We start from the raw sequence: 21,080 nt of genomic DNA, 5'->3' as shown, positions 1-21,080 counted from the left end.
TCCACTAATTAATTGCTGCCACTAATATTACCAGTTTTTACTTGCACTTCAACAACAGTAATAATATTTTTATCTTTTTTTAAAATCTTAAAGCGAAAACCATACATGGAAAACTCCTCGCCTTCGTCAGGAATGCGCTCTATTTCATTCACAATCATACCTGCTAGAGTTGTAGCTTCTTCATCAGGGAGATTCCAGTATAACTGCCTGTTAATGTCCCTAATAGTAGATTTTCCTTCTATGTGATACATATTATCAGATATTTTCTTTATAAAATTCTCCGTAATCAAATCATGTTCATCCGAAATTTCTCCAACTATTTCTTCCAGTATATCCTCAAGAGTTACAATTCCCTGCAGTGCTCCATACTCATCAATAACAAATGCAAGGTGTTTCCTGTTCTTACGGAAGTTGTGAAGTTGCACGCTGAGCGGTGTACTTTCTGGTATGAACCAAGGCCTTGACATAACTTGGGTAATGTCAACTCCTTCCGCTTTATTATTCTTTTCACGCAAAGCATTTATTAGAGCTTTCACGTGAATTACACCTACAATGTTATCTGGTTCCTTCTGCCATAAAGGTACTCTACTGTGACTGCTGGTTAAAATCTCTCTTATTAACTCTTCTTTATTCCGATCTATATCAAGAGAAAATAGGTTTCTTCTATGGGTCATAATTTGTGATATCTCTGTCTCAGCCAAATCAAGTATGCTGCTTAGCATATCTAAATCCTGTTGCAACATAGTTCCTTCACTGCGGTGAAGAGTAATCATATTACGCATTGCATCCGCTGCAGATATCACTTCCTTATCTTTATGCAGCCCACATAATTTTAGGATGAGGTTAACAATAAATTGAATACCTAGTGTCAATGGAGAAAAAATCTTTACAAAAAACAATACAAAATAAGCAGAAAATGATGCAAATTTTTCAGGATTTTGAATAGCATAAGTTTTTGGTAGAACTTCGCAGAACAATAAAATACAAAATGTCATTATAATTGTTGATAGGAGAATGCCCTCATTTCCAAAAAGATTGATAAATATTGCTGTAAATAAAGCAGAGCAAGTAATATTAATAATTGTATTGCCGAGCAATACCGTTCCTATTGTCAATTCTTTCCTATTTAATAAGCGATCTATTACCCTGGCTTTTTTGTTACCGTCTAGCTTTAGCTTATTAACTCGAGAACGGCTAATTGAGGTTAAGCCTATTTCTGCTCCTGAGAACAAAAACGATAAAACTAACAAAACAAAAATTGCTGATGATACTAAGACCAATAACCAATCCATTAAAGTACGATGTTATTGTGATAAAAAATAAAATTAATTTTACATGTTATGAGAGGCATTTGCAAGCCTGAATTTATATTGCCGAATTTTATATACCTTTAATCTTAAAAAACAAATCATAAAGCATATTACACGCTGCGTTCACATGCTCATCCTCAATGATAAGTGGTGGGGTTACCCTTACTACTTTGTTGTTTAAAACCCTAGTTATTATTAAACCTTTATCAAGAGATCGACTAATAATTTTATCAGCTACAAGAGTTGCTAGTTCTATTCCCATTAGTAACCCTTCTCCACGAACTTCTAAAATCATCTCAGGAAATTCTTTAGCTAAAAGCAACAGCTTTTCTTTTAAATATTTACTAATTCTTTTAACATGATCAAAAAAGCCTTCTTTTAGCATTATATCGAGCACTGCATTACCAACAGTCATGGCAAGTGGATTGCCACCATAGGTTGATCCATGAGTTCCTGGAGTAATTGCTTCTGCTATATAATCTTTCACTAAACATGCAGCTACAGGAAAACCGTTACCCATAGCCTTCGCACAGGTTAGCATATCAGGTTCAATGCCGACATTTTGATAATGAAATAAAGAACCGATGCGTCCATATCCGCACTGCACTTCATCAAAGCACAAAATTATTCCTTGAGCTTTTGTTATTTCCCTTACTTTTTGAAGATATTCTACGTCTAGTGGATATACTCCACCTTCACTTTGTATGGGCTCTAAAAACACAGCAGCTGTCTCATCGCTGATTTTTTTCTCCAAAGCTTTAATGTCATTTCTTGGCACTTTATCAAAACCAGAAAGAAGCGGAGCAAAACCTTCGCGTGATTTTTCACTGCCTCCAGCAGAAATTGCAGCAATACTGCGGCCATGAAACCCTCCTTCAATTGTAATAATACGATTACGTTTTGCTTGCCCTTTCAAGTAAAAATAACGACGAATAAACTTAATTGCAGCTTCTGTTGCTTCAAGCCCACTTGAGCAGAAAAAAACTTTATCTGCAAAAGTAAGAGTTGTTAAACGCTCGGCAAGCCTTTCTTGCTCGGGAATAGTAAAAATGTTAGAGCAGTGCCATAGTGAGCTCAATTGCTCTTTCAGCTTATCTGTAATGTATGGATGACAATGCCCTAAAGAAGTTGTAGAAATACCTGCAGCAAAATCTAAATATTTTTTACCACCTCTATCAAAAAGATATACCCCTTCTCCCCTAACTATAGGAGTGTCAAGTCTATTATACGCATTAACAACATGATCCATTTTATAAGTATTGTGGTGTTATCTATACTATACCTGAAATGAATCCATTAACACAAAGCTTTTCCTTTAACCTCTTATGCTACTTCAACTAAAAATTTGGCTAATGCAAACCTTTTTTGTCATTCTATAGCTAAAGTGACTTGGTTTTACCAACACTTATTAGCCATTGTAAAAGTTTTTGTTTCTATTGAATGATAGTTGTAGCCTATGCAAGAAGTTTATTGACTTTGAGCGCACTTTAGCCTATACAATTTTAATATCTTAAACTACTGGACATGCCCGATCTAAAGACAATGATGTTAAATTTTGGACCTCAGCACCCAGCTGCACATGGAGTGTTGCGTCTTGTTTTAGAGATGGATGGTGAAGTGATCGAGAGGGCAGATCCCCATATTGGGCTTCTGCACCGCGGTACTGAAAAATTAATAGAACATAAAACGTATCTTCAAGCTTTGCCTTATTTTGATCGCCTTGATTACGTATCACCAATGTCACAAGAGCATGCATATTCACTTTGTGTGGAGAAATTGTTGCAATGTGAAGTGCCAATTAGGGCAAAGTATTTACGTGTCTTGTTTTGTGAACTGACGAGAATACTAAATCATTTACTGAACGTTTCTTCTCAAGCACTTGATGTTGGAGCAATGACCCCTCTTTTATGGCTCTTTGAAGAAAGAGAAAAAATACTGGAATTTTACGAAAGAGCTTCAGGTGCAAGGTTTCACGCAGCTTACATCAGGCCAGGTGGAATTGCAGCAGATGTTCCAGAAGATTTGATTGAGGATATTGCAAAGTTTATAGAGCAATTTCCAAAATATATAGACGATGTTGATGAACTTTTAACAGAAAATAGGATATGGAAGCAACGCACTGTAGGAATTAGTGAAATATCAATTAAACAGGCACTTGATTGGGGCTTTAGTGGCCCAATGTTGCGCGCTGCTGGGCTTGCTTGGGATTTGCGAAAAAGCCAGCCATATGAGATATATGATCAACTAGATTTTGATATACCGATCGGCCAAAATGGCGACTGTTATGACCGTTATCTAGTTAGAATGGCAGAGATTAGGCAATCTATCAGTTTGGTGAAGCAGTGCATAGAGAAAATGCCTGAAGGGCAAATAAAAACTGAAGATAGAAAAATTTCTCCACCGTCAAGAGCAGAGATGAAAAAATCTATGGAAGCTCTGATTCACCATTTTAAGCTCTATTCAGAAGGATATCACGTACCAGAAGGTGAGGCTTACGCAGTTGTTGAGGCACCAAAAGGTGAGTTTGGAGTGTATATAGTTTCAGATGGTACCAATAGACCTTATAGGTGCCGAATAAGAGCACCTGGCTTTGCGCATTTACAAGCCTTAGACTTTATGGCAAAAGGACACATGCTTGCTGACGTTGCAGCAATTATTGGCTCACTCGATATAGTTTTTGGTGAGATTGATAGGTAATCATTGGTACCCGTTCAGGCAATGGCGTCATGCAAGTAGCTGACACATAACTGTACGAACATTTGTTTGCAAAGGCAGTATGTTAAGTGTTATAGCCGATTTTGCCTCAAACACAAAGGCAGTGCCTTGACTACTTGGATCCAGAAAAATTGATTGTGTACTATACAACATTTTCGATTAAAAGCGTAACCGTTCACTGTTAGACTGCATTCTGTGATTTTTAGCAAAACATGATCTTTCATTTGAGCTTCCTTCAATTTAAAATAAATACAGAAAATTGCTGCCTATAGCTAAACTGACCTTACCCAGAAAAAGTGGAGAGAAAGAAAGGAGTTTTTTCGGGTAAAATAAAATTTTGGAGGATTAGAAATGGCAAGAGAATATACGGCAGAATTCAAATTGGAAGCTGTTAAGCTGGCAAATGAACAAAGAAAGGTAAGTCAACCAGTTGCAAAAGTAGCAAGAGATCTAGGAATAAGGGATAGTGTATTAGGAAAATGGATGAAGAAATATAACGAAAAAAAGTCAGCGGCAAATGCATTTCCAGATGTAGCACCTTATGACAAAGAGAGATTTGATTTACAAAGCAAGAGTAACAAGGGAAAGAGACATTAAAAAAAAAGCCCTGGCCAGTCAAAAAGAGTAAAATATTTTTTTATATAGTAACTGCTATAAAGTACAGGAATTATGTAGGATTTTCTGCTAGTGGCTACTATAAGTGGACCACAAGAAAAATAAGCAGTAGAGAATCAGCAAATAAAGAGTTATTAGCAGATATTCAAAAAATATATCAAGCTTCTAAATGTAGATATGGAGCTCCTAAAATTCATGCTGAATTAAAGGCTTTGGGTAAAAGTTGCAACTTAAAAACAGTGCAAAGTATTATGCAGAAAAATGGTATTCAGGCTATATTGAGAAGAAAATTTAAAATTAAGAAACAACAAACGGACAGTAGCTCCCAATATATTAGACCAAAACTTTATTGTCGATCAACCAAATAAAGTATGGGATTACTTATATAAAAACCAAAGAAGGATGGCTATATTTGGCAACAATAATCGATCTATATTCACGCATGGTAGTTAATGAGCAGTTCAATAAATAAACAATTGGTTATGGACTCTTTATTAATGGACGTTAACAAGCGTAAACCTGCCAAAAATCTACTATTACATAGTGATCAAGGTTCACAATATACTTTGCAAGGTTATCAATATCTCTTATCCATAAAAAACATAGATGAGTCATAAAGGTTGTTGTTACGACAATTCTGTTGTGGAAAGCTTCTTCAGTTCTCTAAAAAGGGAGTTACCAATAGACACCTCTCGGCACTCTAAACAGCATATCAAAACTGCTATATTTGAATATATAGAAATTTTTTATAACAAACAACGTCACTATTAACTATTGCATTCCAGAACAATTTGATGCATCATTCTTTTTGTAAAAAACATTCCAAACTTTCTCTCCACTTTTTCTGGGTAAGGTCAATAAACTATAACATTTTTACTTAATTTTGTCAACTTCTCTATTCGTTGAAAAAACAATCTTGCATAAAAAAATCAACTCATCTCTTCCAAAGGCTCTATATTGAAGATAGAAAGTCCAGAAGCGATGACGTGCGCTAAGGCTTGCACGAGAAACATTCTTGCAGCGGTGAGGTTTAAGTTGTCTTCCAGTATGAAACGCATGTTTAAATCACTCTTGCCATACCCCCATAAAACGTGAAACGCTTCTGCAACTTCAAGTAAGTAGAAAGTAATTCTGTGTGGCTCACAAAGCCTTGCTGCAATTTCTACCACATCTGGCCACTTTGCTAAGGTTTTTATGAGGAAGAGCTCTCCACCTGTCCTTAAAAGTGAAGGATCTGCTGTTGGGAGCTCTTTTGGAGCATTACGCATTAACGAATGAGCACGAGCATGCGCATATTGCACGTAAAAAATAGGGTTGTCTTTTGACTGTTCTTTAACTTTAGCAAAATCAAAGTCCAAGACCATATCATTCTTGCGTGTTAGCATTATAAAACGAGTTATGTCCCTGCCAACTTCTTCCACTACATCCCTTGCTGTGAGGAAATTTCCTGATCTTTTGGACATCTTAACAGGTTTGCCGTTCTCGAAAAAATTCACAATATTATGCAGTTTTACCTCTATTTTTGCTTGATCATCACTGAGCGCAGAGACAACTGCTTTGAGTCTTTTGACATAACCGCCGTGGTCACTACCAAGCTCTACGATCATATTGTTAAAACCACGCGATATCTTATCAAAATGGTAAGCGATATCCGAGGCAAAATAAGTCCAACTGCCGTCCTCTTTCTTCAATGCACGGTCAACGTCATCACCAAATTTTGTAGAGCGAAATAGCATCTCTTTTCTGGAAGTCCAATTTTCGCTTTCTTTGCCTTTTGGTTTCTCCAGGTACCCTTCATACACTAGACCCTTGTCAGACAATATCTTTATACTCTCTTCAATTTTGCCACTTTTTTGTAGCTCATACTCTGAAGTAAAAACATCATGATTTACTCCAAGTAAGTTCATGTCTTCCTTTATAATTTCTAAGATAGAACTTAAAGTATAGTCTCTAATCACTTGATTATCTTGCTTTTCTAGAAGCTCTGCGCCATATTTTTTGGCCAGCCCCTCCCCTATCGGTTTTAAATATTCACCTGGGTATAAACCTTTTTCAACACTAATTTTTTCTCCCAGAGCTTCTTTATATCGCAAATACACTGACCGAATTAGCGTATCTATCTGTGCTCCAGCATCATTAATATAGTATTCCTTAGTAACTTTATAACCAACTTTTTTCAATAAATTTGCCAGAACGTCACCAAATACTGCCCCTCTTGCATGACCAATATGCAGTGGACCAGTTGGATTTGCAGATACAAATTCAACATTGATGGCCTGATTGTTCCCTATATCTAGGGTGCCAAACTCTGTTTTTAGCTCATTTATTTGTTTTAAAATTCCATGCCACACTTCTATTTTTAAGTGCATGTTGATGAAACCAGAGCCTGCTATTTCCACTTTTGCAACTTCATCAAAAAGTTCAAATTCTTTGGCTAAAACCTCTGCAATTTCAATGGGATTCTTCTTTTCATGCTTTGCAAGCACCATAGCAACATTTGTGTAAATGTCTCCATGGACTCTATTGCTTGGAGGCTCTATGATAAAGTTTGCTGCACTTGTGCTTATAACACCCCTTTGTTTCAACTCATTCAATTTACTAAATATTAGAGAGGAAATCTGCTTAAAAATGTTCATTCACTATATTGCTATAAAATCTATAGCAGTATAGTGAATAAGTGGGACTAGTTGAAGGTTTATCTTAACTATTTTATCTTCCTGGATCAGAGTTTATATTAAGTCGTTGCCGTAACCATGGTAAGAGAAAGCCATACCTTTGCTGTAACCATCATTACCAGCATCAGGCTCTTCAACATCATCAGGTTCTTTAACATCATCAGGTTCTTTAACATCATCAGGTTCTTTAACACCATCAGGTTCTTTAACATCATCAGGCTCTTTCTCTTTCTTTAGTTCATTCTTAATATTTTCTTTCAGTTCATTCTTAGTCTTATCATCAATCTCACACTTAAGACCTTTCTTCAGTTCATTCTTAATACTTTCTTTCAGTTTATTCATAGTCTTATCATCAATCTCACACTTAAGACCTTTCTCCAGTTCATTCTTAATATTTTCTTTCAGTTCATTCTTAGTCTTATCATCAATCTCAAACTTAAGACTTTTCTCCAGTTCATTCTTAATATTTTCTTTCAGTTTATTCATAGTCTTATCATCAATCTCACACTTAAGACCTTTCTCCAGTTCATTCTTAATATTTTCTTTCAGTTCATTCTTAGTCTTATCATCAATCTCAAACTTAAGACTTTTCTCCAGTTCATTCTTAATATTTTCTTTCAGTTCATTCTTAGTCTTATCATCAATCTCACACTTAAGACCTTTCTCCAGTTCATTCTTAATATTTTCTTTCAGTTCATTCTTAGTCTTATCATCAATCTCAAACTTAAGACCTTTCTCCAGTTCATTCTTAATATTTTCTTTCAGTTCATTCTTAGTCTTATCATCAATCTCAAACTTAAGACTTTTCTCCAGTTCATTCTTAATATTTTCTTTCAGTTCATTCATAGTCTTATCATCAATCTTACACTTAAGATCTTTACCACATTTATCATAAATCAACTTACCCTTGTTGACTTTACAATCATCCAACTTTGTGAACAAATTAATTTTCAACATATCACTGACATAGCACGTATCAAGTGGCAATATACGTACATGATTTGCATTTTTTTGATTCGGACAAGAAAAAGTATTCGTTGGCATAAAATATCTCCATTAGTAAATAAAATTATTAAAAAATTAACCATAAGATGGAAGTGTGTACTAACAATGTACACACTGTATTACTTTTATATAATATGAACAGTGCCTTCTAACACTGACATATTGTGGGTAGAAAAAAAGGCTTCAGCACTTTTTGCATCTAATATAGAAGAGTTTATTACTTCTACACATTTATCACATTCAGAATTGTTTTCACAACTGCCCACAAGTTTACCATCTATAACCTGAAGGTTGTTTTTAGCATTCTGAATAGTTTTTGCACATTCTTTAAACTTGTAGCCTGTTGGCTCTCTGGTCTCAATATCAAGAATATCATCAGTTATTGGGTTGACCGTTATTGCAAGCTTTGAAAAATCAACGATTGTTTTAGATTCAGGTTCAGGCTTAACTTGTGGACAAGGGGGACAAGCAGGACAAGCAGGAGCAGGGGGGCAAGCAGGAGCAGGGGGGCAAACAGTATCAGGACAAGCAGGAGCAGGGGGGCAAGCAGGAGCAGGGGGGCAAACAGTATCAGGACAAGCAGGACAAGCAGGAGCAGGGGGACAAACAGTATCAGGACAAGGTGGTATATTTAAATCGAATTCGGGAAGCTGTATATTTAATTCGAGTCCATCATGCCGCGAGTCAAAGCGGTTATGGCAACGTGGGTCAAAGTTATGATGGTACCGTGGGTCAGTTATGCAAGCCATACGCGTCAAGTTAAGGAAAAGTGTAAGTAAAGTTGATAGAGTGAAGGAAAATAATAAGGTATAAATTCTCTTGGATATATGAATGAGAGAACTTACAATGGACAGAATAGCTTGCTTATCAAAAGACCTCAATGAATTCTTTAATGAAAAAGCAGACGAAATATCAATTGCAGTAGGTTTTATAAAAAGAAAGAGAAAACTTAATGGCTCATCATTCATAAAAGCTATGGTTTTTGGTAACATAGGAGTTGATGATTGCAGCATAGAAACAATGTGCCAATTGCTAAATGAAGACTCGATAGAAATTACAAAACAGGGTTTAGATTTTAGGTTTAGTGAAGAAGCAGTTGAGTTCATGAAAAAAATGTATAACGAAGCTTTGTGTTTATTTAAAAAAAGTCTACAGATTGATTGCAAAATTTTACAGCAATTTGGAAGCGTTAAATTATTGGATAGCAGCTACATTAGCCTGCCCAGTAGCATGGAAGATATGTACAAAGGATATGGCAGTAGCTATAGAGATTGTGAGAATAATACCAAATCAGGAATAAAGCTACAGTTAGTCTTTGATTACCTGAATCAAGCGCTAGATAAGTTAAATTTTATGGAAGGAATAAGGTCGGATCAAGGTTATAGGGATTATCTGAACGGTTTATCAGCCAATGATTTGCTAATATTTGACTTGGGCTACTTTGTGCCTAGTTCTTTTAAACAGATTGATGAAGCAGGTGCATATTTTGTTAGTCGTTATAAGTCTGATACCAATATATATGATATAGAAACAAATCAAAAAATAGAGCTATTGGAGTATTTGGAAGGTCAATTATCTTCAGAAAAAGAAGTATTATTAGGAAAGGAAGTAAAAATTAAGGTAAGAATTATATGTCAAAAGCTAACTGAAGAACAGTCTATGGCTAGAAGAAGAAAGGCTAATAAATTAGCAAAGTCACATGGATATACATCTTCTCAAAAGAATCAAAAGTTATTAGATTGGTCAATATTTATAACTAATGTTCCAGAGAGTAAAATTAATGCTGAACAAATATTGACGGTTTATAGAGTAAGATGGCAAATCGAATTACTATTTAAACTATATAAAAGTCATATCAATCTTGATAAACTAAAAGGAAAGACAAATCCATTTAGAGTATTGTGCGAGCTATACGCAAAATTATGTGCTATTCTCGTATTTCACGGAATGATTGGCTGTGTAAAACTAAAAAAGAACACGGAGCTCAGTTTAACAAAGGCATTTATTGAATTGAAAAGGCGGGTTAGAGAGCTCTTTTTGATATTAAACAATATTGTCAATAATTTAAAAATTTTTCTAAAAAAGCTTACTATAATCTGGTCAAAGTTTTCTTTGAAAGACAGATATAGGAAGACCAGGGTATCTACTTTAAGCTCTCTACATTCCTTAACTTGACGCGTATGGTTTTTTGAACATTCCCTGTTAAGATGCCTAATCTACTTTCAGCCCCTCAGTATGTAAACTGCGTGGTAAAGACTCTAATTCCTTTGCAGCACTTAAACTTTTATTTTTTGCATGTATACCAAGCTTATTGAATTCTCGAGCAGCAGGAAACACCCTTGCTTCAAGAGAGCCAGCAGTTTTATTATAATGATCAACAGCACTTTTTAAGCTCCTGCGCAAATTATCAAAGTTTTCACCCATTGTGCAAATGCGCTCATATAAAATATGACCTAGTTCACTGATTTTCTTTGCGTTTTCAGCTATCATCTCTTGCTTCCATCCATACGCTATTGCTCTCAGCAACGCAATTAGAGTGATCGGTGTTGCAATGATCACTTTTTTTTCCACTCCAATCTCTATCAAAGCAGGCTCATATTCCAGTGCTGCGCTAAAAACCCCCTCCCCTGTTAAGAAAAGCACCACAAGTTCTGGCGTATTTTCAAATTGATTCCAATACTCTTTTTTACCCAAGTCATTTATGTGTTTTTTTATTGCCAGGGAATGGTTCTTTAATTTCTCCTTTTGTATTTGCAAATCATTTTGTGATATAGCATCCATGTAAGAATCAAGCGGCACTTTAGCATCTATTATTATTTGCTTTCCAGATGGCATTTTGATTATTAAATCAGGACGCAATAAATTATCCTCGTTTTTATCAATCACTGACGGCTGAGTAAAAAAATCGCAATACTCAATCATTCCTGCCATTTCTACCACTCTTTTGAGTTGCATTTCACCCCATTTGCCCCTAATGTGAGGTTTCCTCAGGGCATTAGCAAGGTTGGAAGTTTGGTTCATCAGCGCTCCAATTTGCTCCTTTAAACCTTCATAGGCCCCTACCCTCTCCTTTTCTAGCTCACGTATTTCATTATCGAATTTTTCTAATTTTTCTTTTATTGGAGTTACAACTTCGTTGATCGTTGCTTGTCTTTTTTTGAAATCGCTTTCCGTTTCTTTTAATTTACTATCGATTACTTCCTTTGCTAAGTTCAGAAAATTATTGTTATTTGTTTGCAAAGCATCAAGAGAGAGCGCTTTAAAAGTGTTTGTTAATCTCTCCTCTGCTTTTGTTAGTAATTCTATTTCCTTTTTCTTTTCCTCACGTTCTTTTTGCAGAGTTACTTCAAGTTCTGCTCTTTTGACCCTTAAATCAACTATTTCTTCATTCTTCGTAAGCAAAGTTTGCTTTGTTTCTTGAAGTTCTTGCTCTAATTTACATAAATTACCCTCAAGGTTTGCTTTCTTTTCGCTCAGTTTTTTTACGATAATGTAGAAAAATAGTAATAGAGAGACAACCAGAGCTATAGAATTGAAAAGCATCAGAATAAAAAAGCTGTATTTACAATTCTATATGATTTTTGTGTGTATAAGAAAGAAAAAAGGAGCACCTAAAGAGGTGACCTTACCCAGAAAAAGTAGAGAGAAAGTTAAGACGTTTTTATCATGAGAATAAATTGTGCAGGAATGCAATAGTTAATAGTAGAATGTCTACGTTATTTGTTACAAAAGATTTCTATGTATTCAAATATGGCAGTTCTGGTTTGTTGAGCGAGAAGTATCAATAAGCAGCTCCCTTTTAAGTGAACTTTTCTGCAACAGAGTTATCGTAACAACAGCCCTTATGGCTCATGCTGGAAATGATGTTTTTTGTATTCAATAGAAATTGGTAATTTTGAGAGGTATACTGTGACCCTTGATCGCTATGTAACAGCAGATTTTTATCGGGTTTGCGTTTATCAACGGCCATCAATAAAGAATCTATAACTAATTATCATGTTACTCATTAACCACCATGCGTGAATATAGGTCAATTATTGCCGCCAACAACCTTCTTTAGTTTTTATGTAGGTAATCCCAAACTTTATTTGGCTGATCAGTAGTAAAATTTTGATCCAATGTGTTCGGAGCCACAACTCGGTTGCTTATTTGCTGTTTTTTATTTTTGAACCTTCGTCTAAGCTTGGTTTTAATGCCATTTTCTTGCATAACACTTTGTACTGTTTTAATTTTTGCCTAAAGCTTTTAATTCAGCGTGAATTTTAGGGGCTCCATATCTGCATTTAGAATGCTTGATGTATTTTTTGAATATCTGCTAGAAGCCCTTCTTTTGCTAATTCTTTACTGCTTTTTTCCTTAGCAACCAATACCACCAGTACAAAACCCTACATAGTTCCTGTGTTTTATAGCAATTTCTATATAAAAGAATACTTTACTCTTTTTCTTTGCCCAGGGCTTTTTTTAAGATGTCTCTTTCTCTTATTAGCTCTTTTTTTAGATCAAATCTTTCTTTGTCATAAGGAGCCTTTGCCTGGAAATGCGTATGCTCCAGACATTTTTCCATCATATTTTCTTACTTAACATACTGCCATCTATACCTAGATCTTTTGCTATTTTTGTACTTGCTTGACCTGTTTCTTTAACCAGCTTAACAGCTTCTAATTTGAATTCTGCTGTATATTCTCTTCTATTTGTCATATTTTGAAAAAACGTTTTATTTTACTCCAAAAACGTCTTAACTTTCTCTCTACTTTTTCTGGACTACTCCGAATCGGTTGACAAATTGGACGTTTGATAAGCATAATTTGGAGCTTCTTGTGTAATGACTATATCATGAGCGTGACTCTCTCTTAATCCTGATGCAGTAATAGTAACAAATTTACAATTTTTTTTCATCTCTTCTATATTCCTATTACCAGTATACCCCATTGCAGCTTGCAATCCGCCAATCAATTGATGGATTACTCCTGAAGCTGGACCTTTGAATGGAACTCTTCCTTCCACTCCTTGTGGAACTAATTTGAGTTTTGAATCTTTATCTTGAAAATAACGGCTAGCTGAACCTCGTTTCATTGCACTAATAGATCCCATTCCTCGATAGCCTTTATATGCTCTGCCCTTATACATAATAATCTCACCTGGGCTTTCGTCAGTGCCAGCAAAAATCGAACCAATCATCACAGAGTCAGCACCAGCTGCAATAGCTTTTGCAACATCTCCTGAGTATTTTACCCCACCATCAGCAATTAGTCTGACGTTTCTTGCTCTACACGCCTCTGCAACATTCTTGATTGCAGAGAATTGTGGCACACCAACACCTGTAACTATTCTGGTTGTACAGATTGATCCTGGTCCTATTCCAACCTTCACTGCATCAACACCCGCATCAATCAACGCTTCAGCAGCCTCCTTTGTTGCAATGTTTCCGCCAATTAATTGCGTATTAGGATACATCTTTTTTATTTCCCTAATGGTATTGATAACGTTTTCGGAATGACCGTGAGCAGTATCCACAACAACTACATCAACTTCTTCTCCGATCAAAGCTTCACATCTGTCTATACCATCTTTTTTACCAGTGCCAATTGCAGCGGCAACTCTGAGACGCCCTTTACTGTCTTTACATGAATTTGGGTATCTATTGTATTTTTCAATGTCTTTAACCGTAATTAAACCTATACAACAAGAATTTTCATCTACGACCAAAAGCTTTTCTATTCTATTTTCATGCAACAATTTCATTGCTGAGGCACTATTCACTCCCTGCTCCCGCACTGTCACTAACTTATCTTTTGTCATCACTTCGGAAACTTTTACATTCATGTTCTGGTCTTCAATAAATCTCACATCTCGGTTAGTTAAAATTCCAACTAACTTGCGTTGATCGACTACAGGAATGCCAGAATAATTGTGCTCTCTCATTAATGAAATTGCTTCCGCAACTGTTTTATCCGGTGAAATCGTAATTGGGTTATACACGATCCAACTTTCATATTTTTTCACCCTTCTTACTTCTAAAACTTGTTCATCTATTGATAAATTCTTATGTATGCAACCTATCCCTCCATGTTGGGCAATAGCTATTGCAAAGCCCGATTCAGTAACAGTATCCATTGCAGAGGATATGAGAGGGATATTTAGTTCTATACTATTTGTTAAATAAGTTTTTGTATCTGCATCGCAAGGCAATATATTAGAATAGGCTGGCAAAAGAAGTATATCGTCAAACGAATAACAAGCTTCGATTTTTTTCATAGGCTTTATTTAAAGCTTATACGCCAATTAATTAAATTGCAATAGGCAAAATTAGCTAGGAGCCTTTAATTGTATAGCTCTAACTGTTTTTAGGAGATAGAAAAGCTATATAGTTGCTAATACATTTTATTGCAAAATAAGCATTCTACATTATTTGCCAGCAAACAAAACTGCTCAATAGTTAAGTTTTCTGGACGCTGGTTTCCGCTCAATTTAGCGTTTTCAAGGACAGTTTCAGCGTGGTTCGTTATATTTTGCAAGCTATTTCTCAGCATCTTTCTTCTTTGAGAAAAAACAGCACGTGTTAATCTTGTTAAGGTTTCCAAATTTACTGCAAATTTTGGGATAGGCAAAGGATTTACTGTAATTACTGAAGAATGTATTTTTGGTCTTGGAAAAAACTCTTTAGGTTCAATATCAAATTCCTTTTTTATATCACATAGTAACTGGCTTAGCACTGATAAGGAACCATAATCTTTAGAATTGGGTCTTGCCGTAATGCGATCTGCTACCTCTTTTTGAAACATTAATGTCAAGTTCGTAAAAAATTTTATATTATTTAACCACTTTAAAAATAACACTACCGAGATATTGTAAGGCAAGTTAGCAATAACTTTAACTGGACGTTCTATCAGCTCTTCTTCTATAACGTGCAGTGCATCTGCTTCTATAATTTTATACTTTCCTTGATGCTCATTTAGCAGTTGATCATGGTGTTTTACTAAATCTCTATCTTTTTCTATAGAAAGTAGAGACTTTGGATTATGCACCAATATTTCTCTTGTTAATGCACCATATCCAGGACCAATTTCAATGACATTAAAATTCTCCAGACTACCAGCTAAAGCGACTATTTTTTTTGTTATCTCACTCGATAAAATAAAATTTTGCCCTAGACTCTTTTTTGGCTTCAGTAAAAATTTTTTCATATTATTTTCATTATACAGTATTTTAAAAATTAGTTGACTAAAATTCATTGATAATTGTATATTATTAATGTGTTTAACGCCGGCTTAGCTCAATTGGTAGAGCAACTGACTTGTAATCAGTAGGTTGTCAGTTCAAGTCCGACAGCCGGCACTCTCACTCATATAAGTAAAGTTGATGTCCTTTTTAATAGTAGCAAATTGGAAAATGAATGGAATGCGTTCTTCATTTGTTGACTTTATAGGCAAACTTAACAACAAGAGCAACGAAATTACCTCTAAGCTAGTGATTTGCCCTCCTTTTACATCATTTCCAAGCAGTATAGAGTTGAACAATAATATTAATATAGGAGCACAGAATTGCCATCATAAAAAGTTCGGTTCTTACACAGGTGAAATTAGTGCAGAAATGTTAAAAGAACTAGGGTGTACTTACGTAATACTTGGGCATTCTGAAAGGGCTAATGAAAAAGATAGTGAAATAAAACTTAAGTCGGAAATAGCAATAGAATCAGGCTTACACCCAATTATCTGTGTAGGTGAAAATTCAGAAGATTATAAGAATGAAAAAACAAAAGAAGTAATAGAATATCAATGTAAAAACCGCTTGCCAACACACGGTGAATATACCGTAGCATATGAGCCAATATGGGCAATAGGCACAGGTCATGTGCCAAATAATGATGCAATTGCTAAGGTGATAGAGGTAATAAAATTGTGTACTAGTAAAAAACACATTATATATGGTGGTTCAGTCAGTTCAGAAAATATAGAAAATTTGCTCAGTATCTCAAATTTATCAGGAGTTTTAATTGGCAGTGCAAGCTTAGATTTCGATCACTTTTATAAAATTATACAACAAGTTGAAAAAAAGTTTTCTCTTATCAATTCTAAAATCAGCAACTAAGAATCCTATAACAAATGACATCATTTCAGTGTCAAGCATATATAGCTAACCCAAGAAAGGTTTCCCTACGTCATACCGCGATTCATTCGCGGTATCTCTAGATCCCGCTAACACGTAGCGGGATGACGAATTTGTTGTTTTTCAAATTGTAGGTAAACCTAAGCCACTTTAGCTATATCTGTACGAACATCTAGTAAAACGACCTAGCTATAGCTAAAGTAATCTAGAAAATTAACGATATTTTATTCCCCGGGGAACGCTCTATTCTGTTTTCCAACTCTAGTTCCAAAAGAGCCATTAGAGCTATGTTGGTAGAAAGTCCGCTTGCTAATATAAGTTCATCTATATCAACAGGTACAGAGTTAATATGATCAACTATAACAGATTTTGCCTGTTGTAATTTTTCTTGTTTTTGGTTAACAGCATAGTGCTCAACATCAAATAGTTTTTTTTGCTGCGGAGGTAGACTAAACCTAATACTCTCTATTATGTCATCAGCGGATTCGATAAGCTTAGCACCGTTTTTAATTAAATAATTACTACCACTACAGCGTGAATCTAAAGGGAAACCAGAAACTGCAAACACCTCTCTCCCTTGATTTAAAGCAAAATCTGCTGTTATTAGAGAGCCAGAACGTTTCGATGCTTCAATCACTGCAACACCTAGCGATAGGCCAGATATAATTCGATTCCTCTGAGGAAAATACTGAGGCTTTGGTTTAGTAGCAAATGGAAGCTCAGTAATTACTAACCCACCGTTCCCAGTGATTTTTTTGTATAGATCAAAATTCTCTTTTGGATACACCACATCAATTCCGCTTGCTGTAACAGCAATAGTGGGATGATTTTTGTATATTACACTGTTTGCTGCAGTATCGATTCCTTTTGCAAGTCCAGAAACGATAACAAAACCAGCTTCGCTTAAATCAAGTGCCAACTTATTGGCAAAATTTCTTCCATTCATTGAAGAGTTACGCCCACCGATTATTGCAATTATCTCACGGCTTAATAATGATATATCACCAAGCGCAGTTATTACAGGAGGACAACTAGAGATATTTCTTAAAAGATCAGGGTAATCTGGGTCACATGCGGGTATAATTTTAGCTCCAATTCTTTCTGCATTATTGATTTCTTCTCGTGCATCTTGAATGCCATACACCTTATTATTAGCCACCCTATTGAGATATTTTAGCACCTCATCTAGCGATCCATGTGTTCTTAGTATACTAAAAAACTTTGTTGGTCCTATAGTTCTAGCCAAGCTTAACCATACTTCTAATTCTTTGTTGTTCAATTTATTTATCTTCATAAAAGGCTTGAATTTCTTATCAATTTAGTGTACCCAAGATAATGCAAATATACAGTGTTTTATGACGCATTTTGTTACAGATAAATGCATAAAATGTAAATATACGGACTGTGTGGAAGTATGTCCCGTTGACTGCTTCTATGAAGGTAAAAACATGCTCGTGATTAACCCAGATGAATGTATTGATTGCGGAGTGTGCATACCTGAGTGTCCAGTAGATGCAATTGTAACTGATGATTCCATAAAAGATATTTTAGAACTAGATGAAGAGTTACTGAACAGTGAACAAAAAATCTTCAAATCATTTTACAACATAAACGTAGAATACTCACAAAAATGGCCAAATATCACAGCTAAGAAGCAACCTCTCTATACAGCAGAAGAGTATAAGGAAAAAAAGGATAAAACAACTTATTTTGAGGAAAATTTAGAATAATACTGCTGAAGGAAAAGAAACTTTTTGTATTTCAGGGTTATTGTTTTTGGTTGCTGAAAATAGTTGCGTTATCTAAGTTGTTATGCTGATAAATTAGTATCGATTAATTTAAGGATTAAGGAAAAAGGCTTATTGACTTTTGAAATATTTGATTATAAAACTAGCTGTTAGCATTAAATCTTGGGGGTAAGTTATGAGTATAAATAAAAGAGAAACCATTAAAAAGATTGAAGGGTTACTTTTTCAAGCGAACGGTAATCTTGAAAAAACATGTGATCTATTATCAACAGTAAAGTTAACCGAAGATGATATTAAAATATTGCTGGAAGAGATGATAAAAGAGTATTATAGCTTGTTTAAAAAGATTTCTTGGAGTTGTGGAATTACTGCAGGCGGTGCACAAGATGCCAACGCAAGCAGCTTCAACGAAGCTTATAAGTTAGGTTCAAAAGAGTTAGCATTGGCAATAATGTCAGATTTTAAGAAGTCTTATGATCAAGAATTATTCAAGAAATATAAAAAGGAAGAAATGTCTTATCCTGAAGGAGAAGGAGTACAATTTATTAGAGAATTAAGAGTTCTAAGTAGAATACTTACTATATCTTTAATAAGGAAACTTGATGAAGTTTACAAGTTTACTCCAGAAGAAATTGAGCGTTTGAAGGAATATATATTAGTTAGCAACTATGATACAAGCAAAAGTCTTTCTGATATAGACAAATATATGCATGCACTATCTGCCTTAATTAGAAACCCCTCACTTGATACAAAAAAGATATTTGAGCTAAATAATCGAATGATAATACACACTACAGCCTTAATTGATTTAGTAACTAGTGGAGTAGTGAAAAAAGAAGAAGCAAAAGAACAATCTGCTGAGGATTTAGAAAAGCTTGTCTGTGAACAGTATAAAGGTGCAGCAAACACGCCAGTACCGTTGCCGAGCACGCTATTTGAAGTGGATAAAAAAAGTGCTTAAAGGAAAGTAAGAAGGTCTTATAGTTAGCCAAAGTAGGTATTTAATAAGCTTAATGTAACCATTATATATGCTATATAGTAAAACATAGAATGCTTATGGTTCCAACTATAGCAATTTTAAGTGGTGGGTTTTCTTGTGAGAGAGAAATATCGCTTATGAGCGGAAAAGCAGTAAAGAAGGCGCTCGATAGCCTTTCATATAATGCAATAGAAATAGATGTTGACAGTAACATTGCTGAAAAGCTTAGAAAAATTAATTCGGGCCTTGCTTTTATCGCTCTGCATGGACCTTATGGTGAAGATGGCTGCATTCAAGGTTTATTGGAGATTTTAGGTATAAAATATACACACTCAGGAGTTATGGCTTCTGCTGTTGCTATGAATAAAGTGATGTCAAAGCATATATTTCGGTCCCTTAGTATCGACACTCCAAAAGGTTATGTAATTAGCCGAGAAGATCTACTAAAAAATAATATTAAAATCGATTATCCGTACGTCTTAAAACCAATTAATGAAGGTTCAAGTATTGGAGTGTACATAATTTTCTCGCACGAGGATTACTTAGAACTGAAAGATAATAGTTCTACTATAATGGAAAAGATGATCGTAGAAGAATACATACCGGGCATAGAGTTACATACTGCTGTATTGCTGGATGAAGCAATTGGCACTATAGAAGTACGACCAAAAAATAAATTCTATGATTATGAAGCAAAGTATACAGATGGATTTGCAGAACATATATTTCCCGCTGAAATTCCTAACAATATATATAAAATGACCTTGGAACACGCACTGAAAGTTCATCAATTTTTAGGATGCAAAACTATTTCCCGCTCAGATTTCCGTTATAATCCCAAAAATAACACTTTAAAAATGCTTGAGATTAATACACATCCTGGGTTTACTGAGTTATCGTTAGTGCCAGAAATTGCAAAATTGGCAAAAGGAATCAATTTTAATGAATTAGTTAAAATTATTATTGAAGATAGTTTGCAGCACAAAAATATTAGGGATTTAAGTCATGTTGAGCAGTATTACTAGAAGCCAAAGGAGTTTTTTGCGTAAGTGTGCCTTGGTTATTATCACAGCACTTTTTCTTACGCTAATACTTTACAGCTCACTTGATAAAATAATAAATCGATTTAATTACTACTTTACTTGGTATAATGACTGCCTATCTAGTTTATTACTCAGTAGTGGATTTTCAATCGACGAAGTAGTCGTGAGCGGCAATAAATTTACAAACAAAAAGGATATTCTAAGTTTGACAGATAGAACGCAACCTATCCTGTATATATCACTTTCAAAACTTGCCGGTAACATACAATCCGTAAGCAGGTGGATAAAACACGTAAGAGTTCACAGAATTTTGCCCAATACTCTACACATTAATATAGATGAGCATAAACCGTTTGCTCTCTGGAAAGATAATAACAAAACCTCGGTAATTGATTTTGAAGGTAAAGTGATCGTAGATGACTATCTAGTAGATGATCTTGTTGTAATTAAAGGACAAAACTCGTTATCAAACCTAGAATTTGTTAGAGATGTGTTGGAGAGTAAAACTCAATTAAGAGACCACATTTCTTCTTTTGCTTATATAGGGAATAGAAGATGGAATATCATACTTGATAACGATTCCACAGTAAAACTGCCTGAAGATAACCCTTATAGTGCATGGGACTATTTAAACCACTTACACAATACAACTGATTTTACTTTCAGCGATTGGAGTATTATTGATATGCGTATTACTGATAAAATTTTTGTGAAGAGGTGATCTGCTGTCATCCAAGTAGCCCCTTTTCCTGTCATCCCAGTGCCCAGACACTGGAATCCCGCCGCGAACCGTCATACCGCGATTCATTCGCGGTATCTCTTAACATAGATCCCTTATTTAACCGCCATACCTTAACATAGATCCCGCTAACACGTAGCGGGAT

23 protein-coding genes and 1 tRNA gene are annotated in these 21,080 nt (G+C 35.1%); 11 read left to right on the top strand and 13 right to left on the bottom strand.

Features of this window, described 5'->3' with window-relative positions; genetic code table 11:
* Positions 1-8: 8 nt before the first annotated feature.
* Together ABWU32_RS03190 and ABWU32_RS03185 are read right to left on the bottom strand one after the other, a co-directional pair.
* Positions 9-1,292, bottom strand: coding sequence for an HlyC/CorC family transporter (locus ABWU32_RS03190; protein WP_015589067.1), 1,284 nt, complete (start codon positions 1,290-1,292; stop codon positions 9-11).
* A gap of 88 nt (positions 1,293-1,380) precedes the next feature.
* Entirely contained in the window at positions 1,381-2,559 is a 1,179-nt protein-coding gene (locus ABWU32_RS03185) for an aspartate aminotransferase family protein (RefSeq protein WP_015589068.1), read from the bottom strand.
* 275 nt (positions 2,560-2,834) lie between these two features.
* Between ABWU32_RS03185 and ABWU32_RS03180 the strand changes: the two genes are divergently transcribed.
* Positions 2,835-4,007, top strand: a complete 1,173-nt coding sequence (locus tag ABWU32_RS03180) for an NADH-quinone oxidoreductase subunit D (RefSeq protein WP_010962676.1) — start codon at positions 2,835-2,837, stop codon at positions 4,005-4,007.
* A 27-nt stretch (positions 4,008-4,034) separates the two neighbouring features.
* On the opposite strand, the gene ABWU32_RS03175 is transcribed toward ABWU32_RS03180, so the two are convergent.
* A complete protein-coding gene (locus tag ABWU32_RS03175; RefSeq protein ID WP_153296793.1) occupies positions 4,035-4,178 on the bottom strand; it encodes a hypothetical protein in 144 nt (47 codons plus the stop codon).
* Positions 4,179-4,376: 198 nt separating this feature from the next.
* On the opposite strand from ABWU32_RS03175, the gene ABWU32_RS03170 reads away from it, so the two are divergent.
* From ABWU32_RS03170 to ABWU32_RS03160, 3 genes are all read left to right on the top strand, one after another.
* Positions 4,377-4,622, top strand: coding sequence for a transposase (locus tag ABWU32_RS03170; protein ID WP_353278801.1), 246 nt, complete (start codon positions 4,377-4,379; stop codon positions 4,620-4,622).
* A gap of 32 nt (positions 4,623-4,654) precedes the next feature.
* A complete protein-coding gene (locus ABWU32_RS03165; RefSeq protein WP_095866555.1) occupies positions 4,655-5,008 on the top strand; it encodes an IS3 family transposase in 354 nt (117 codons plus the stop codon).
* Between the two features lie 238 nt (positions 5,009-5,246).
* Positions 5,247-5,411, top strand: a complete 165-nt coding sequence (locus ABWU32_RS03160) for an IS3 family transposase (RefSeq protein ID WP_081600772.1) — start codon at positions 5,247-5,249, stop codon at positions 5,409-5,411.
* Positions 5,412-5,569: 158 nt separating this feature from the next.
* On the opposite strand, the gene argS is transcribed toward ABWU32_RS03160, so the two are convergent.
* The 3 genes from argS to ABWU32_RS03145 all read right to left on the bottom strand — a co-directional run bounded on the left by argS (position 5,570) and on the right by ABWU32_RS03145 (position 9,069).
* Positions 5,570-7,276 carry an arginine--tRNA ligase gene (gene argS / locus ABWU32_RS03155; RefSeq protein WP_015589069.1) on the bottom strand — a complete coding sequence of 569 codons (1,707 nt, stop codon included), beginning with the start codon at positions 7,274-7,276 and terminating at the stop codon, positions 5,570-5,572.
* Between the two features lie 93 nt (positions 7,277-7,369).
* A complete protein-coding gene (locus ABWU32_RS03150) occupies positions 7,370-8,359 on the bottom strand; it encodes a hypothetical protein (protein ID WP_353278799.1) in 990 nt (329 codons plus the stop codon).
* 86 nt (positions 8,360-8,445) lie between these two features.
* Positions 8,446-9,069 carry a hypothetical protein gene (locus ABWU32_RS03145; protein ID WP_353278797.1) on the bottom strand — a complete coding sequence of 208 codons (624 nt, stop codon included), beginning with the start codon at positions 9,067-9,069 and terminating at the stop codon, positions 8,446-8,448.
* A gap of 97 nt (positions 9,070-9,166) precedes the next feature.
* Between ABWU32_RS03145 and ABWU32_RS03140 the strand changes: the two genes are divergently transcribed.
* Positions 9,167-10,495, top strand: a complete 1,329-nt coding sequence (locus ABWU32_RS03140) for an IS4-like element ISWosp9 family transposase (protein WP_041573564.1) — start codon at positions 9,167-9,169, stop codon at positions 10,493-10,495.
* 36 nt (positions 10,496-10,531) lie between these two features.
* Here ABWU32_RS03140 and rmuC read toward each other — a convergent pair whose 3' ends face one another.
* From rmuC to rsmA, 6 genes are all read right to left on the bottom strand, one after another.
* On the bottom strand, positions 10,532-11,863 hold the full coding sequence (gene rmuC / locus ABWU32_RS03135; RefSeq protein ID WP_007548651.1) for a DNA recombination protein RmuC: 1,332 nt from the start codon (positions 11,861-11,863) through the stop codon (positions 10,532-10,534).
* Between the two features lie 256 nt (positions 11,864-12,119).
* Positions 12,120-12,305, bottom strand: coding sequence for a DDE-type integrase/transposase/recombinase (locus ABWU32_RS03130; RefSeq protein ID WP_338062968.1), 186 nt, complete (start codon positions 12,303-12,305; stop codon positions 12,120-12,122).
* Positions 12,306-12,752: 447 nt separating this feature from the next.
* Positions 12,753-12,887, bottom strand: a complete 135-nt coding sequence (locus tag ABWU32_RS03125) for a hypothetical protein (RefSeq protein WP_007548509.1) — start codon at positions 12,885-12,887, stop codon at positions 12,753-12,755.
* Positions 12,884-13,018 carry an IS3 family transposase gene (locus ABWU32_RS03120; RefSeq protein WP_007548354.1) on the bottom strand — a complete coding sequence of 45 codons (135 nt, stop codon included), beginning with the start codon at positions 13,016-13,018 and terminating at the stop codon, positions 12,884-12,886. The genes ABWU32_RS03125 and ABWU32_RS03120 overlap by 4 nt, the downstream gene beginning before the upstream one ends.
* 63 nt (positions 13,019-13,081) lie before the next feature.
* Positions 13,082-14,575 carry an IMP dehydrogenase gene (gene guaB / locus ABWU32_RS03115; RefSeq protein ID WP_353278795.1) on the bottom strand — a complete coding sequence of 498 codons (1,494 nt, stop codon included), beginning with the start codon at positions 14,573-14,575 and terminating at the stop codon, positions 13,082-13,084.
* 116 nt (positions 14,576-14,691) lie between these two features.
* Positions 14,692-15,504, bottom strand: coding sequence for a 16S rRNA (adenine(1518)-N(6)/adenine(1519)-N(6))-dimethyltransferase RsmA (gene rsmA / locus ABWU32_RS03110; protein ID WP_015588849.1), 813 nt, complete (start codon positions 15,502-15,504; stop codon positions 14,692-14,694).
* Positions 15,505-15,582: 78 nt separating this feature from the next.
* On the opposite strand from rsmA, the gene ABWU32_RS03105 reads away from it, so the two are divergent.
* Positions 15,583-15,655, top strand: a tRNA-Thr gene (locus tag ABWU32_RS03105).
* A 24-nt stretch (positions 15,656-15,679) separates the two neighbouring features.
* A complete protein-coding gene (locus ABWU32_RS03100; protein WP_015588848.1) occupies positions 15,680-16,408 on the top strand; it encodes a triosephosphate isomerase in 729 nt (242 codons plus the stop codon).
* 223 nt (positions 16,409-16,631) lie between these two features.
* On the opposite strand, the gene dprA is transcribed toward ABWU32_RS03100, so the two are convergent.
* Positions 16,632-17,720 (bottom strand): DNA-processing protein DprA, encoded by a 1,089-nt coding sequence (dprA, locus tag ABWU32_RS03095; protein ID WP_015588847.1) that lies wholly within the window; start codon positions 17,718-17,720, stop codon positions 16,632-16,634.
* Between the two features lie 61 nt (positions 17,721-17,781).
* Here dprA and ABWU32_RS03090 point away from each other — a divergent pair, with 61 nt between their 5' ends.
* The 4 genes from ABWU32_RS03090 (at position 17,782) to ABWU32_RS03075 (ending at position 20,917) form a co-directional block, all read left to right on the top strand.
* Entirely contained in the window at positions 17,782-18,156 is a 375-nt protein-coding gene (locus ABWU32_RS03090) for a ferredoxin family protein (protein ID WP_141456813.1), read from the top strand.
* A 193-nt stretch (positions 18,157-18,349) separates the two neighbouring features.
* Positions 18,350-19,135, top strand: coding sequence for a hypothetical protein (locus tag ABWU32_RS03085; protein ID WP_015588845.1), 786 nt, complete (start codon positions 18,350-18,352; stop codon positions 19,133-19,135).
* A gap of 89 nt (positions 19,136-19,224) precedes the next feature.
* Entirely contained in the window at positions 19,225-20,178 is a 954-nt protein-coding gene (locus tag ABWU32_RS03080) for a D-alanine--D-alanine ligase (RefSeq protein WP_041573499.1), read from the top strand.
* Positions 20,159-20,917 (top strand): cell division protein FtsQ/DivIB, encoded by a 759-nt coding sequence (locus ABWU32_RS03075; protein ID WP_015588843.1) that lies wholly within the window; start codon positions 20,159-20,161, stop codon positions 20,915-20,917. The genes ABWU32_RS03080 and ABWU32_RS03075 overlap by 20 nt, the downstream gene beginning before the upstream one ends.
* The last annotated feature ends 163 nt before the right edge of the window (positions 20,918-21,080 follow it).

Source organism: Wolbachia endosymbiont (group A) of Udea olivalis (genome assembly GCF_964028365.1).
In the GTDB taxonomy this organism is placed as follows: Bacteria; Pseudomonadota; Alphaproteobacteria; order Rickettsiales; family Anaplasmataceae; genus Wolbachia; species Wolbachia pipientis.
This window is presented reverse-complemented; position numbering and strand designations above follow the sequence as displayed.